The 13,104-nt window shown below is 71.5% G+C and carries 16 protein-coding genes; 9 read left to right on the plus strand and 7 right to left on the minus strand.

Features of this window, described 5'->3' with window-relative positions:
• Nucleotides 1-103 precede the first annotated feature (103 nt).
• Nucleotides 104-799, plus strand: coding sequence for an alpha/beta fold hydrolase (locus tag OG774_RS28820; protein WP_328311200.1), 696 nt, complete (start codon nucleotides 104-106; stop codon nucleotides 797-799).
• Nucleotides 800-1,120: 321 nt separating this feature from the next.
• Here the strand turns inward: OG774_RS28820 and OG774_RS28825 are convergent, their stop codons facing one another.
• A complete protein-coding gene (locus OG774_RS28825) occupies nucleotides 1,121-2,254 on the minus strand; it encodes a hypothetical protein (protein ID WP_328305749.1) in 1,134 nt (377 codons plus the stop codon).
• Between the two features lie 222 nt (nucleotides 2,255-2,476).
• Between OG774_RS28825 and OG774_RS28830 the strand changes: the two genes are divergently transcribed.
• The gene (locus OG774_RS28830; RefSeq protein WP_328305750.1) at nucleotides 2,477-2,926 is read left to right on the plus strand and encodes an SRPBCC family protein; all 450 of its coding nucleotides are present in this window, start codon (nucleotides 2,477-2,479) and stop codon (nucleotides 2,924-2,926) included.
• Nucleotides 2,927-2,940: 14 nt separating this feature from the next.
• Here the strand turns inward: OG774_RS28830 and OG774_RS28835 are convergent, their stop codons facing one another.
• A complete protein-coding gene (locus tag OG774_RS28835) occupies nucleotides 2,941-4,065 on the minus strand; it encodes a class II histone deacetylase (RefSeq protein WP_328305751.1) in 1,125 nt (374 codons plus the stop codon).
• 106 nt (nucleotides 4,066-4,171) lie between these two features.
• Between OG774_RS28835 and xylA the strand changes: the two genes are divergently transcribed.
• Nucleotides 4,172-5,356 (plus strand): xylose isomerase, encoded by a 1,185-nt coding sequence (xylA, locus tag OG774_RS28840; RefSeq protein ID WP_328305752.1) that lies wholly within the window; start codon nucleotides 4,172-4,174, stop codon nucleotides 5,354-5,356.
• A gap of 303 nt (nucleotides 5,357-5,659) precedes the next feature.
• Here xylA and OG774_RS28845 read toward each other — a convergent pair whose 3' ends face one another.
• Together OG774_RS28845 and OG774_RS28850 are read right to left on the minus strand one after the other, a co-directional pair.
• Entirely contained in the window at nucleotides 5,660-6,118 is a 459-nt protein-coding gene (locus tag OG774_RS28845; RefSeq protein WP_328305753.1) for an SRPBCC family protein, read from the minus strand.
• Nucleotides 6,090-6,443 (minus strand): ArsR/SmtB family transcription factor, encoded by a 354-nt coding sequence (locus tag OG774_RS28850; protein ID WP_328305754.1) that lies wholly within the window; start codon nucleotides 6,441-6,443, stop codon nucleotides 6,090-6,092. Before OG774_RS28850 ends, OG774_RS28845 begins: the two co-directional genes overlap by 29 nt.
• 151 nt (nucleotides 6,444-6,594) lie before the next feature.
• On the opposite strand from OG774_RS28850, the gene OG774_RS28855 reads away from it, so the two are divergent.
• Entirely contained in the window at nucleotides 6,595-7,005 is a 411-nt protein-coding gene (locus tag OG774_RS28855; protein WP_328305755.1) for a hypothetical protein, read from the plus strand.
• Nucleotides 7,006-7,342: 337 nt separating this feature from the next.
• On the plus strand, nucleotides 7,343-8,200 hold the full coding sequence (locus tag OG774_RS28860) for an MBL fold metallo-hydrolase (protein WP_328305756.1): 858 nt from the start codon (nucleotides 7,343-7,345) through the stop codon (nucleotides 8,198-8,200).
• A gap of 26 nt (nucleotides 8,201-8,226) precedes the next feature.
• Here OG774_RS28860 and OG774_RS28865 read toward each other — a convergent pair whose 3' ends face one another.
• Both OG774_RS28865 and OG774_RS28870 read right to left on the minus strand, forming a co-directional pair.
• Complete coding sequence (locus OG774_RS28865; protein ID WP_328305757.1) at nucleotides 8,227-8,706, minus strand: cupin domain-containing protein; 480 nt, start codon at nucleotides 8,704-8,706, stop codon at nucleotides 8,227-8,229.
• A gap of 49 nt (nucleotides 8,707-8,755) precedes the next feature.
• Complete coding sequence (locus OG774_RS28870) at nucleotides 8,756-9,448, minus strand: LysR family substrate-binding domain-containing protein (RefSeq protein WP_328305758.1); 693 nt, start codon at nucleotides 9,446-9,448, stop codon at nucleotides 8,756-8,758.
• A gap of 42 nt (nucleotides 9,449-9,490) precedes the next feature.
• Between OG774_RS28870 and OG774_RS28875 the strand changes: the two genes are divergently transcribed.
• Together OG774_RS28875 and gvpO are read left to right on the plus strand one after the other, a co-directional pair.
• Nucleotides 9,491-9,883, plus strand: a complete 393-nt coding sequence (locus tag OG774_RS28875; RefSeq protein WP_274196643.1) for a DUF5997 family protein — start codon at nucleotides 9,491-9,493, stop codon at nucleotides 9,881-9,883.
• Between the two features lie 75 nt (nucleotides 9,884-9,958).
• Nucleotides 9,959-10,231 carry a gas vesicle protein GvpO gene (gene gvpO / locus OG774_RS28880; protein ID WP_328305759.1) on the plus strand — a complete coding sequence of 91 codons (273 nt, stop codon included), beginning with the start codon at nucleotides 9,959-9,961 and terminating at the stop codon, nucleotides 10,229-10,231.
• Between the two features lie 29 nt (nucleotides 10,232-10,260).
• Here gvpO and OG774_RS28885 read toward each other — a convergent pair whose 3' ends face one another.
• A complete protein-coding gene (locus tag OG774_RS28885; protein WP_328311201.1) occupies nucleotides 10,261-10,755 on the minus strand; it encodes an ATP-binding protein in 495 nt (164 codons plus the stop codon).
• Between the two features lie 140 nt (nucleotides 10,756-10,895).
• Between OG774_RS28885 and OG774_RS28890 the strand changes: the two genes are divergently transcribed.
• Together OG774_RS28890 and OG774_RS28895 are read left to right on the plus strand one after the other, a co-directional pair.
• The gene (locus tag OG774_RS28890) at nucleotides 10,896-11,753 is read left to right on the plus strand and encodes an alpha/beta fold hydrolase (RefSeq protein WP_328305761.1); all 858 of its coding nucleotides are present in this window, start codon (nucleotides 10,896-10,898) and stop codon (nucleotides 11,751-11,753) included.
• A gap of 1 nt (nucleotide 11,754) precedes the next feature.
• Complete coding sequence (locus OG774_RS28895; protein ID WP_328305762.1) at nucleotides 11,755-12,966, plus strand: PP2C family protein-serine/threonine phosphatase; 1,212 nt, start codon at nucleotides 11,755-11,757, stop codon at nucleotides 12,964-12,966.
• Nucleotides 12,967-13,104 lie beyond the last annotated feature (138 nt).

Here is a 13,104-nt window from a genome sequence, read left to right on the forward strand (position 1 = left end):
CCGGGGGAGACCCGACCGTGAGGTCATGAGTACAGATGATCGGAGTGAGGGCACCCGGAGCTCCTCGGACGAGCAGCCTCCATCGGACGTCAGGCCGACGGTGGTGCTGGTCCACGGGGCGTTCGCCGACTCCTCCAGCTGGAACGGCGTGATCCGGAACCTCGAGGGGCACGGACACCACGTCGTCGCCGTCGCCAACCCGCTGCGCGGCCTGCACACCGACGCCGAGTACGTGCGGAGCGTCCTGGACGGCGTGGCCGGCCCGGTCGTGCTGGCCGGCCACTCCTACGGAGGGTCGGTGATGAGTGAGGCCGCCGACGGTCACCCGGCCGTCCGGGCGCTCGTGTACGTCGCCAGCTTCATCCTGGAGGAAGGGGAGAGCACGTCGGAGCTGGCCGGGAAGTTCCCCGGCGCCCGGCTGGGTGCCGCTCTCGACGCCGTGCCGTTCCCTCTCCCCGACGGGGGTACCGGCAACGATCTCTACATCAGGCAGGAGGAGTTCCGGAAGGTGTTCGCCGCCGACGTCCCGGAGGAGGTCACGGACCTGATGGCGGCCACCCAACGACCGATCACCTCGGCCGCGCTGGACGAGCCGGCCACGAGGGCCGCCTGGAAGGCCATCCCGTCCTGGAACCTGGTCACCACCGAGGACCTCGCCATCCCGGCCGCCTCCATGCGGTTCATGGGCGAGCGGGCGGGGGCGCACACCGTGGAGATCACGGCGTCCCACGCCGTCACCGTCTCGCAGCCCGATGCCGTCGCGGACCTGATCGGGGAGGCCGCGCGCGCGACCGCCTGACCGGGCTGGGTGCTGCCGCACGGCAGAGCCCGGGGCCGCGACGTCGCGCGGGACGACGCGGGAAGGCAGCCCAGACCAACGTCGGGGGGATGACGGGGTCTGGGCCGCCCCCACTCGGCTCCTGCACCGACCGGAGCCGGGGGCAACGGTCGGTGCTCTCGACGAGCCAGGCACCGTTACGGTTCTCTCTCACTGGTCTCGGGTCAAGTTTCGTCCGCGAGAGGTCGTCCGTATTCGGCCAGATGCTTCGCGGCTCGTTCGTCCTCCGAGCCGCCGGCGACATCTCGCGTCCCCTGCAGTCGCGGTACCCTCCGGCGCCGGTCAGGACGACGACGAGCCCCCGCTGTCCTCCTCGTCCTGACCGATCTCCTCGCGGCGCTGGCGCTCGCGGTAGCCGTAGGCGGCGCGGCGGACGGCGTCCTCGCTGTCGAGCCCGGAGCCGAGGGCGCCGGCGATGGTGGCCAGGCCGGTGGCGAGCCAGGCCAGGGCGAGGTGGTCGCCGAGGGTGGGTGGGCGGCCCAGGCTCGAGCCGAGGACCGAGGGCTCGAGGAAGAACAGCGACCCGAGCAGGGTGAGCACGTACACCGCGACGGCCATGGTCAACACGCCGATGCTCAGGGTGATCACGGTGGAGGCGTTGAACAGGATGGTCTCCTCCCGTTCACCGGGGTCGCGAGCGCGTTCCCAGAGGTGGTGGGCGCCGATGATCCAGGCGACCATGAGGGCGACCGCCACCAGCAGGGTGAGGGTGAGTTTGCCGGCGCCGAGGCGGGTGGCGAGCAGCCAGGTCGTGGTGGAGGTGAGGGTCAGGTAGGCGCTGGTGCCCAGGACGGCGGCGAGCGCGCTGCGCATGCCGACGACGAGGCGCCAGGGTTGGTTGGTGCGCACCATGCCGGCGAGCAGCCGGGCCCGCCCGCGCCAGGGGGTGGTGACGTAGCGGCGGGTGTGTCGGCCGTCGTCGTGGACGAGGTGGACCGGCTGCAGGGTCCGCGCCACGGCCCGCCCGAGGCGGCTGGGGTGGTGCTTTCCGGCCTCGAGGCCGGCGTCGGCGGTGCCGGTGAGGTCGGAGACCAGGCGGACGATGGCGTTGCGGACCTCGTGGTGCTGCAGGAACGGGCCGAAGCCGGGCAGGGAGAGCCCGGCGACACGGCGGTCGTGGTCGAGGTCGGCCAGGATCGGGCGCTCGCCGTGCTGCATGGGCAGGTCGGTGAGATAGACCCCGATGTCCCACTCGGTGTGGGCGGTCTGTTCGGCGACGGCGCCGAGGACCTCTTCGGGGTCCTGCACCGAGGCGGTGACCGAGTGGGTCATGGTGCGGACGTCCCAGGTGACCTCGCTGTCGACGCGGGCGCCGAGGATGTCGGGCAGGGTGTCGACCAGCTTCGCGGCGACCTCGGCGGGTGTGTCCGGGTCGGCGAGCAGGCCCACCACGAGGGTGCGGCGACTGCCGTCCACCGATCTCGAATGTTGCCGTTGGTCGAGGTCGGTCATCGGTCCTCCTCCGCCCACGCCGCGGGCCTCTCCTCCGGCGTGGCCCGGAGGATGAACGGCCGAGGCCGGACGGCAAACCCGCTCACGACCACCGATCGCCGCCACGACGTTTCTCCTGCTCGTGGTTCAGGTACCTGTCGGGCCACATCCGCGTCACGGTGCCGGACGGCGCCGGGGGAGGTCCTCGTGTTCCGACCGGAAGCCTGCATGGTGATGCCGTGTGGCCGCGAGCAGGTGTGGGCGGTCCTGGCCGACGGCTGGCTCTATCCGTTGTGGGTGGTCGGGGCGACCCACATGCGCGCGGTGGACGAGGGATGGCCGCAGGTCGGCACCAAGCTGCACCACAGCGCCGGCGTCTGGCCTCTGCAGATCAGTGACGACACCGAGGTGCTCGAGGTCGACCCGGGGAGCCGGCTGGTCCTCCAGGCCCGTGCGTTCGTGATCGGCTCGGCGCGGGTGGAGATCACCGTGGACCCGCTCGGCGATGATCGGTGCGAGGTGACCATGTACGAGTACGCGGACAGCGGCCCCGGCTGGTTCATGCCGGCGGCCCTGCAGGCTCCCGCCGTCCGTGTGCGCAACACCGAGTGCCTGAGCCGCCTCCACGACCTCGCGGTGAACCGCCAGCACGCCTGAGAGCCGGAGTCGGGTCAGGCCGACGCCGGGGACCCGATGTCGCCGATGTGGGTGGCCACGCGGTCGACCAGGGCTTGCTGGTGGGGTTCGAGGTCGTGGCCGCCCATGCCGCCGACGACGGGCAGGATGGCGTCGTCGAGGACGTGGACCCCGGCGAGGGTCTCGATGGTCGCGAGACCGCAGAAGGGCACGTAGACCGGGCTGTAGCCACCCTCCTGGGTGAGGACCAGGCGCCCCTGGGAGTGCCGCTCGGCGGCGTCCATGACCGTGCGGGTCAGGGTGGTGAAGCCGCGGGTGGTCACGAGCTGGCGGGCCAGCGGGTCCATGGCGTTGGGGTCGAAGCCGGACGCGACGAGGATCAGCTCGGGTCGGAACGCGTCGAGTGCCGGGCCGATGACGGTCTCGGCGGCGTACTGATAGGCGCCGTCGCCGCAGCCGACGGGCATCGGGATGTTGACGTTGTAGCCCTCGCCGGCACCCGTGCCGCGCTCCTCGACGAGCCCGGAGTTCGGCGGGAAGCAACGGTCCTGGTGCAGCGAGACGGTCAGGACCGACGGGTCGCCGGCGAAGATCGCCTGCGCGCCGTTGCCGTGGTGGACGTCCCAGTCGACGATCGCGAGCCGCTCGATCCCGAGCACCGCCTGCGCGTGCTTCGCGGCGATGGCGACGTTGTTGAAGATGCAGAACCCGAGGCCGGTCTCGGGCAGGGCGTGGTGGCCGGCCGGGTTGACCAGGGCGTAGCCGTTGTCGATCTCGCCGCGCACGACGGCCTCGGTCATGGCGATGGCGCTGCCGGCTCCGAGGGCGGCGATGCGGTACGCGCCCTTGCCGAAGGGGGAGATGCCGTCGCCGGCGTCGCCGCCCTTGGGCTGCGCGCTCTCGGCCGCGATGCGGTCGACATGGGCGGGGGTGTGGACGCGCGTGATCTCCTCGCGCGTCGCCTCCCGACCGGTGATGCGGGTCAGGTGGTCGATCAGTCCCGAGACACAGATCAGCTCGTGCATCCGTCGTTTGGTGTCGGGGTGGGCGACGTGGTGGCTGATCGGCTGGTGACCGGCGGCGGGGTCGGCGGGGAACAGCGTCCCCGTCCCGGTGTCGTGCCAGCCGAAGACCTCGTGCCAGAGATATCCGGTGCTCATCAGGCTGCTCCTCGGTGGTGTGCGGGACGGTGGTGTGCGGTCTGCTGGTTGCCGGGTCGGCGTCCCGACGAGATCCTGCCCCGGACGCCGAGAGAGGGGATGGCCCATGGCCACGCCGACCCGCGAGGACAAGTTCAGCTTCGGCCTGTGGACAGTGGGCTGGCAGGCTCGCGACCTGTTCGGCGAGGCCACCCGCCCGGTGCTCGCCGCCGTGGAAGCGGTGCACCGCCTCAGCGATCTCGGCGCCTACGGCATCACCTTCCACGACGACGACCTCATCCCGCCGGGCAGCAGCCCCGAGGAGCGGGCGAAGGTCGTCCGGGAGTTCCGGGGCGCGCTCGACGAGACCGGTCTCGTGGTGCCGATGGCCACGACGAACCTGTTCGGCGACCCGGTGTTCAAGGACGGCGGGTTCACCAGCAACGACCGCAGCGTCCGCCGGTACGCGATCCGCAAGGTCATGCGCAACCTCGACCTGGCCGCCGAGTTCGGCGCCCACACCTACGTGTTCTGGGGTGGGCGCGAGGGCTCGGAGGTCGACTTCGGCAAGGACGTCCGCGCCGCACTGGACCGCTACCGCGAGGCGATCGACACCCTCGCGCAGTACGTGATCGACAACGACTACGGGATGCGGTTCGCGCTCGAGCCCAAACCCAACGAGCCCCGCGGCGACATCCTGCTCCCCACGATCGGGCACGCGCTGGCGTTCATCCACGAGCTCGAGCACGCCGACATGGTCGGGATCAATCCCGAGACCGGGCACGAGCAGATGGCGACCCTCAACTACACCCACGGCATCGCGCAGGCGCTGTGGGCCGGGAAGCTGTTCCACATCGACCTCAACGGGCAGAAGGGCCCGCGCTACGACCAGGACCTCGTCTTCGGCTACGGCGACCTTCTGCAGGCGTTCTCCACCGTCGACCTGCTGGACAACGGCTCCCCGGGCGGCGGGCCGGGCTACGACGGCCCCCGCCACTTCGACTACAAGCCGCTGCGCACCGAGAGCATGGAGGGGGTCTGGGAGTCGGCGCTGGCGAACATGGAGACCTACCTCGCTCTGCGGGCGAAGGCGCGGGCGTTCCGCGCGGACCCGGAGGTGCAGGAGGCGCTCGCGGCCGCGGGGGTCCCCGAGCTCGCCCGGCCCACCCTCGGCGAGGGGGAGGGCTACGCCGGCCTGCTGGCGGATCGCAGCGCGTACGAGGACTTCGACATCGACCGCGCCCGCACCCAGGGCTACGGCTTCGCCCACGTGCAGCGCCTCGCCCTCGAGCACCTGCTCGGAGTGCGCTGATCTGCGTCGCAGCGACGACCCCGCTCGGGAAGAGCCACCTGCCGTCGCGGGGCCGTCGTAGTGCGGCTGCTTGAGTCAACCGCCCGGCATGGTGCCCCACCGACCTGCGTGCGTGACGCCGGGGTCACCGTCGTGGAGGCGTCGCCGAGACCGGTGCATCGAGCAGGACACGCGGGATGGCGCTCAGTCGGGTCGCGGTGGGTGCGTCCTCTGGGTGGGGATGTGGTCGGCTCAGGCAGGCGGACGGGGGCTGCCCCGACCGGTCGCTGCCCACAGCACGAGGACGGCGTGGTCCTCTGTTGCTCACTCGGCCAGCTGCGCCTCGAGCTTCTCGAAGGCGGCTGTCCAGCCGGCCTCGGCGCCGCCGCGGCCGTGGGCGGGGTAGGGCCCGTCGCTGAGGGTCATCCGGGTCTTGGGGCCGTGGTCGTGGAACTCCAACCGCAGCACGGTGGGTTCGTGCATGCCCATCTCGGGCATGGGATCGGAGCGCAGCACGAGGAGTTCGGGCTCGACGAGTTCGACGACCTCGTAGCCGATGGCGAACTCGCCTCCGCCGGGCATCAGCATCGTCAGCTCGTAGCGTCCGCCGACCCGTAGGTCGATCCGGATGCGTTCGCGTGGCGTCTCGACGTGCGCCGGGCCGTACCACGCAGCGAGCGCGTCGGGGTCGGTCCAGGCCCGGAACACCCGCTCGCGGGGCGCGTCGAACACGTGGGTGATCAGGATGTGCTGGTCAGACGTCGTCGGGGTCTGTTCGCTCATCGTGGGCTCCTTGGCGGCGCAGGTGCGCCTCGAGTCGGTCCATGCGGGCCTGCCATGTCCGTGTCCGCGACTGCATCCACGCCACGGCGTCGTCGAACGGCTCGGCCTGCAGGCGGCTGCGCCGCCACTGGGCCTCCCGGCTGCGCACGATCAATCCGGCGCGTTCGAGCACTTTGAGGTGTCGTGAGACCGCCGGGACGCTGATGGGGAACTGCGCGGCGACCTCGTTGACCGTTGCCTCGTCGTCGGCGAGCAGGGTCAGGATGGCGCGTCGGGTGGGGTCGGCGAGCGCGGCGAAGGTCAGGCTGAGCTGGTCGGTGGCCACGGCACCCCCGGGACGTACCAAACAACATTGTTAATTGCGCACTCGATTAAAAACCCAGGCTGCCGCCGTGGCAAGACTCCGATCGGCGGTGAGCTCGCGCTGGCTCGGTCGCGACGGTGACCAGGGCGGCGACCCGTGCCAGAGTGGGTCCGTGCTCGACGCAGAGCAGGTCGCGCAGGCCTACGCCGGTTGGATCGCGCACGGCGAGCCCGGGTTCCAGGCGATGATGCGGCGCGATCTGCACGACCACGTCAGTGGACGACGCGGGCCGGAGACCTGGGACGTGGTCTGGAGCTGGATCGAGGCGAGCTTCGACGAGCGTCGCGCGGAGCTCCACGGCTGGGGCAGGCTCGACGACGGGCGGATCGCGGTGTGGGTGACCCTGCACGGTCGACACGTCGGCCGCGGGATGCCCTGGCTGGGGGACCGGGCGCCGAGCGGCGCGCAGGTCGCCTGGAAGCAGCTCCACGTCTTCGCCACCGACGGCGAGCACCTCACGGAGCACTGGGCGGTCCGCGACGACCTCAGCGTGATCGAGGCCGTTGATGCTGCGAACGGCTGAAGCGAACGGCTGACGGGAGGGGCGCCTCGTCGGGGCGTTGCCAGGCCCCGCTCACGCGCCCCATGTCGGCTGCCGTCAGGCCGGCGGGGTGTCCCGCGGGCCACTGCAGGTGCTCGTCGACGTCCCACGCCCGTCGAGGTCGTGCTCACGGAACGAGAAGAACGCCGCAGGCCCCGGTGCCACCCGGTCACCCTCGGCAGACCTCCGCGCCCGGGCCGCGGCTCGACGCCGCAGGGCGTGTCCCGCACCGCCGGACACCGCGCTCGACCGGGCGTCGCCGCGCGCGGTGGGATGCCGGAGTCGACCGGGGGGCGTCCGATCACCGGTGGAGGCCGCCATGGACTACTCGATCCGCCCTCTGTGCTTCTCCCACGTCGACCTGCCGCGTGAGTTCTTCGGAGGGGTACCGATCCACAGCGGGGAGGGTGTCTCCTCCTCGCCGATGATCTACGTGCTGATCAGCGGGCAGGATGCGACCGGCGTGGTGCACCACCACCTCGTCGACGCGGGCTTCCACGCCGACAAGTGGATCCATCGGTTCGGGTTCTACGACTGGGAGTCCCCGGAGGCGGTCCTGGACAAGGTCGGGGTGCGCCCGGAACAGATCGAGAACGTCTTCCTGACCCACATGCACTTCGATCACGCCAACAACGTCGGGGCGTTCGTGAACGCCGACGTCCACGTGCAGTGGGAGGAGTACCAGGGCTGGCTGAAGGCCCTGGCCCTCCCGGACCTCTACACCCCGCTGGGCGAGGAGAGCTGGATCACCTCGTCGTTCGACCGCGACGACGCCCGTGTCTTCGGCGAGCTCGCCCGGGATCAGCGTCTGAAGTTCGTCGGCGACGACCACGAGCTCGCCCCCGGAATCCGCGGTCACCTGTCGAAGGACGGTCACACCTTCGGCACCCAATGGATCTCGGTGGAGACCTCCGGCGGGCGCTACGTCGTCGCCGGCGACGCGGTGATGTGGTACTCGAACGTCGAGGAGATGTGGCCGAGCGGCTACACCAACGGGAACACCTACTCGATGCTGATGACCTACGGCCAGATCCACGACTACCTCGACGGCGAGGTCGACCGGATCGTCCCCGGTCACGACACGCTGGTGTTCGACCGGCACCCGAGCTGGAAGGTCGGCCCCAACGAGGTCGCCGAGGTGCACGTCGCGAGCTGGGACACCTCGCGGCGCCCGTGATCCCGTGAGGTCCGCAGGAACGGCGATCAGGCGCCCGGTACCGATCCGGGCGGGAGGAACTCGACGTCGTGCAGCGCGGACTGCCGCACGACCTCGGCGGGGTCGGAGAGGTCGTGCAGCTGGTCGAACAGGTGGGCCAGCTTCCCGGTGGGACTCACCCAGAACAGGGCTCGGGAGTCGGCCTCGGTGCGGTTGTAGTAGGCGTGCGGGAGGCCGCGCGGCATCAGCACCGTGTCGCCGGGGCCCGCCTTCTCCCACTCCCCGTCGAGGTAGAGCGTGAAGACCCCGTCGAGGACGTGGATGTGCTCGTCCTGGGTGGGGTGGACGTGGGGCGGCACTCCGGTGCCGGGCGGGTCGAGGGTCTCGAAGGCGAAGCTGGACTCGCTGACGGCCCGCGCCCAGTAGGTGTGGCCGAGCACGTTCCACACCCGCCGGTGCTGACCCTCCCCGGCGCGCACGATGCCCTTGGGGAGGGGACCCAGCACGATCTCGTCACCGTCGAACATGGCCGGACCGTAGTGCTCGGAGAGCATCGGTCACCAGAGGCGCCGGTGGTCACCGACGACGGGCGGCCCGTCGCCGGGTGGGTCCCCTCTTCGCGGGTCTGGCGCCGGGCGCCGGGTCGTCCTGACGGCGGGGGGTGCGGGAACTGTGGGCGGTGCGCCCGCGGACGATCCCGATGAACTCCTCCATCAGCTCGCTGTTCTCCGCGTCCGGCCAGGTGAGGACGACGCTGGACTGCGGCGCGTCGGTCACCGGCCGGTGGGCGAGGTCCCGGCGGTGGTGCAGGCGCGCCAGCGACTGGGGGAGGACCAGCAGGCCGACACCCGCGGCGACGAGCTCGATCGCCTCGGCCGTCGTCGTGGCCTCGAACGCCGGGGGATGGCCCGGGAGGTCGTCGGGCCAGGGGAGGGTGTCGTCCCGGGGACGGAGGACGATCTCGTCGTCCAGATCGTCGAGCCCTGCCTCGTCGACCGCTGTGAGCACGTGGTCCTTCGGCGCGACGGCCACGGTGGTCTCGGTGTAGAGCGGGATCGCGTGCAGCCCGGACCGGTCGATCGGCAGCCGGACCACGCCGGCGTCCATGGAGCCGGCCCGGATCCGGTCCACCACGTCGTCCGTGGCCGCGCCGAGGAGCTCGAGGGGGACGTCGGGACGACGCTCGGCCCAGATCCGCGCCCACTTGCCCGGCGTGACTCCCGGGACATAGCCGAGCCGAAAGGACGCGGTCTCGCCCGGCTCGGTCACGGGCTCAGGCTAGCGGCCGGTGGGGCCCGATAATCTGGGCCGATGACGCGGCAGAGGGCGACGCAGACGATGAAGCCCGCGACGGCGGCGAAGAAGCTGGGCGTGCACCTCGACGCCACGCCCGCGGAGTTCCGCGACGGCGTGGTCTCCCGCGACGAGCTCGACGCTCTCCAGGCCGACCCGCCCGCGTGGCTGCGCGAGCTGCGTCGCGACGGCCCGCACCCGCGCCCCGTCGTCGCTGACCGGCTCGGTGTGTCGATCTCCGGTCTGGCCCGGGCCGAGATCACCGAGCCGCTGACCACCGCCCAGATCACGGCGCTCAAGGAAGAACAGCCGGAGTGGCTGCGCCGCGAGCGCAGCCTCCGCGCCGAGGTGCAGCGCGAGGAGGCCCGACTGCGCGCCGAGCGGGCCGGCGGCGGGGGCACCGGATCGTAGGCCGGCGACCGTTCCGGGTGGGGGCGACCGTCACCTGCGCGATCCGACGCGCGCTCGAGCGAGGAGCATGGCGGGATGGCCCTCTCCCGTGAGCGTGTGCACGCCGTGTCGCGGACTGCGCTGGCCGAGGTCGCCGAGCTGACCGGCAAGGACGTCGAGAAGGTCGTGGCCCTGCGTCGGGACGGCGAGGTGTGGGTGCTGGACGTCGAGGTCGTCGACCTGCGGCGGGTCCCGGAGTCCACCGACTTCATGGCCACCTATCGGGTCCACCTCGACGACGCGGACAACGTCCTGGAGCTCCGCCGGGTCCGCCGCTACGTCCGGGCGTGGGTCGGTGACGATCGCTGAGGACGGCGACGGGGAGTTCGGCAGGCAGCTCAGGCTGCGTCGGCTCCGGGCCGCCGGGTGCTCCAGCACATCCGGACCGTGGTGCCGTGCGGGGACGTCGTGATGGTGGAGCGGTCGGCCAGGCGCGCGATCAGGGTGGTCCCGCGGCCGCGGTAGCCGGGATCCTCGGGCGGTGGGCGCCACCGTCCGTCGTCCTGCACCGTGACGGTCAGGCCGTCGCTGCAACCCCTCGCACCGGCGAGGAGCTCGACGGTGCACGGCTGCTCGCGCGCGGCGTGCTCGACGACGTTGGTGACGGCCTCGTCGGTCAACAGGACCATCGCGTCCACGGTGTCCTCGTCGGCTCCGCTCGCCGCAGCCCACCGGCGGAACGACCGCCGCAGCGACCGCACGGCCCCCGGGAGCGCGGCCTCTCGGAGCCGGAGTCCCTCGGACGAAGCCAGTTCCGACCCGAGGCGGCAGTCGCAGCTCGGGCCTCCGCCGGCAACGGCGGTACCTATTCGAATGGCCGTGATGTCGACCAGTCCTCCTCGTCGTGGGCGCTACCGACGCTTGCCGGCGAGGGCCAACGTTTTGGATGCCACGAGGACGATGCCGGCAACCGTCATGTGCCCGGCGCCTCAATCCGGGCGGGTTCGAGGCGTGGACCGACGCACGAGCCGAGATGCACGAGCTGATTGGTGGCGCACGGACACGCTGCAATACTCGCCGGGTGGATGTCAGGACCCGGAACCGCGTGACCGTGGCCGGTCGCGCCGGTGGCCCCACGCTCGTGTTCGCCCACGGATTCGGCTGCGATCAGTCGATGTGGCGGCTGGTCACCCCGGCGTTCGAGCCCGACCACCAGGTGGTCCTCTTCGACCACGTCGGGGCCGGCGGCTCCGACCTCTCGGCCTGGAGCCCCACGCGCTATGCCTCGCTCGACGGGTACGCACGCGACGTCCTGGAGATCTGCGAGGAGCTCGACCTGCGCGACGTCGTGTTCGTCGGGCACTCGGTGAGCGCGATGATCGGGGTGCTGGCCGCCGCACGGGAGCCGGATCGCTTCGCGGGGTTGGTCCTGGTCGGGCCGTCACCGCGCTACGTCGACGATGCGCCGTACCGCGGCGGCTTCCAGGCGGAGGACATCGAGGAGCTGCTCGATTCGCTCGACAGCAACTACCTGGGCTGGTCGGCGGCGATGGCGCCGGCGATCATCGGCAACCCGGAGCGGCCGGAGCTCGGCGAGGAGCTGACCAACAGCTTCTGCCGCACGGACCCCACGATCGCGCGGCACTTCGCCCGGGTCACCTTCACCTCCGACAACCGGGACGACCTCGCCCGCGTCGGCGTGCCCTGCCTGATCCTCCAGTCCCGCGAGGACGTCATCGCCCCGCTCGAGGTGGGCGAGTTCGTGCATGCTCGGATTCCCGGGAGCACCCTGGTCGTCCTCGACTCGACGGGTCACTGCCCCAACCTCAGCGCACCGGATCAGGTCGTTGCGGCCCTCCGCGAGTGGCTGCCGGCGCCGGCGGTCGCCTGAGGTGGGTCCGGGCGACGGGACCGGCGCCGCGAGCGGGGAGCGCCTGCTCCGCGCCGAGCTGAGCGAGACCGCCGAGGACCTCTACGACAACGCCCCGTGCGGCTATCTCTCGACCACCCCCGACGGCCACATCGTGCGGATCAACGCCACGCTCCTGAGGTGGCTCGGTTACGAGCACGACGAGGTCGTCGGCCGTCTGCGGTTCGCCGATCTGCTCACCGTCGGCGGCAAGATGTACCACGAGACCCACTTCGCGCCCCTACTGCTGCTCCAGGGCTCCGTGCACTCGGTGGCGCTCGAGATCCGTACCGCGGACCGTCGCCGCCTCCCGGTGCTCGTGGACGCCGTGGTGAAGAACGCGCCCGACGACACACCCTCGCTGGTGCGGATCATGGTCGTCGACGCCGCCGATCGCCGCGCGTACGAGGAGGAACTGCTGCGTGCCCGGCGACAGGCGGACTACGAGAGGGATCGCCTGCAGGAGCTGGCCACCACCCTCCAGCGCACGCTGCTGCCGCCGGCCCTCCCGGGCGTGCCCGGGCTCGACATCGCCGCCTACTACCTCAGCGCGTCGATGGAGGAGATCGGCGGAGACTTCTACGACCTCTTCCCGCTCGCGCACGACCGATGGGGGTTCTTCCTCGGTGACGTGTGCGGCAAGGGACCCGGTGCGGCCGTCCTCACCTCGCTGATCCGCTACACCCTGCGGGCGGCCGCGGTCTACGACAGCGACCCCGTCTCGGTCCTGACCACCCTCAACACCAGCCTCCGGCAGGAGCACGGGGCGTCGTCCACGGGCTGGTGCACGCTGATCTACGGCGTGCTCGTCCCGGCGGACCCAGGATTCACCCTGACCCTGGCCAGCGGCGGGCACCCGCCCGCTCTGGCGCTCCTCCGGGACGGCGGCGTCGAGGCCGTCGACACCATGGGTGGACAGCCCGTCGGGCTCCTGGCCCGGCCTCGCTTCCGCGCCACCACGAGGACGCTGCGGCCGGGCGACGGGCTGCTGCTCCACACCGACGGGCTGACCGAGGCCCGCCGTCCGGACGGCAGCATGCTCGACGAGGACCTTCCCGGGCTGGTCGCGGGGCTGTCCCCGGGGAGACCACAGGAGGTCGTCGACACGCTGGCCGAGGTCCTGGCCTCGCTCGGTTCCGGACTGGGGGACGACGCCGCGGTCATGGTGTTCACCGCGACCGATGCGATGAGGTAGGCGCTGATGTGCTCCAGGCCCAGCTCCACCGACGCCCGATGAGCGGCACCTGGGGCGTGTGACTGAACCCCCAGTCACCACGTCACGATTCGTGGGACCATTGAATCTCAGCTCATCGGATAGCTGATCGATCGCAAG

Source organism: Actinomycetospora sp. NBC_00405 (assembly GCF_036044095.1).
Lineage (GTDB): Bacteria > Actinomycetota > Actinomycetes > Mycobacteriales > Pseudonocardiaceae > Actinomycetospora > Actinomycetospora callitridis.

What these genes read in the sequence shown, in the direction of transcription:
- OG774_RS28835 (WP_328305751.1), bottom strand. Translation starts at nt 4,065, where the DNA reads ATGAGCACCGGATATCTCTGGCACGAGGTCTTCGGCTGGCACGACACC.
- xylA (WP_328305752.1), top strand. Translation starts at nt 4,172, where the DNA reads ATGGCCACGCCGACCCGCGAGGACAAGTTCAGCTTCGGCCTGTGGACA.
- OG774_RS28845 (WP_328305753.1), bottom strand. Translation starts at nt 6,118, where the DNA reads ATGAGCGAACAGACCCCGACGACGTCTGACCAGCACATCCTGATCACC.
- OG774_RS28860 (WP_328305756.1), top strand. Translation starts at nt 7,343, where the DNA reads ATGGACTACTCGATCCGCCCTCTGTGCTTCTCCCACGTCGACCTGCCG.
- OG774_RS28865 (WP_328305757.1), bottom strand. Translation starts at nt 8,706, where the DNA reads ATGTTCGACGGTGACGAGATCGTGCTGGGTCCCCTCCCCAAGGGCATC.
- OG774_RS28875 (WP_274196643.1), top strand. Translation starts at nt 9,491, where the DNA reads ATGACGCGGCAGAGGGCGACGCAGACGATGAAGCCCGCGACGGCGGCG.
- gvpO (WP_328305759.1), top strand. Translation starts at nt 9,959, where the DNA reads ATGGCCCTCTCCCGTGAGCGTGTGCACGCCGTGTCGCGGACTGCGCTG.
- OG774_RS28890 (WP_328305761.1), top strand. Translation starts at nt 10,896, where the DNA reads ATGCACGAGCTGATTGGTGGCGCACGGACACGCTGCAATACTCGCCGG.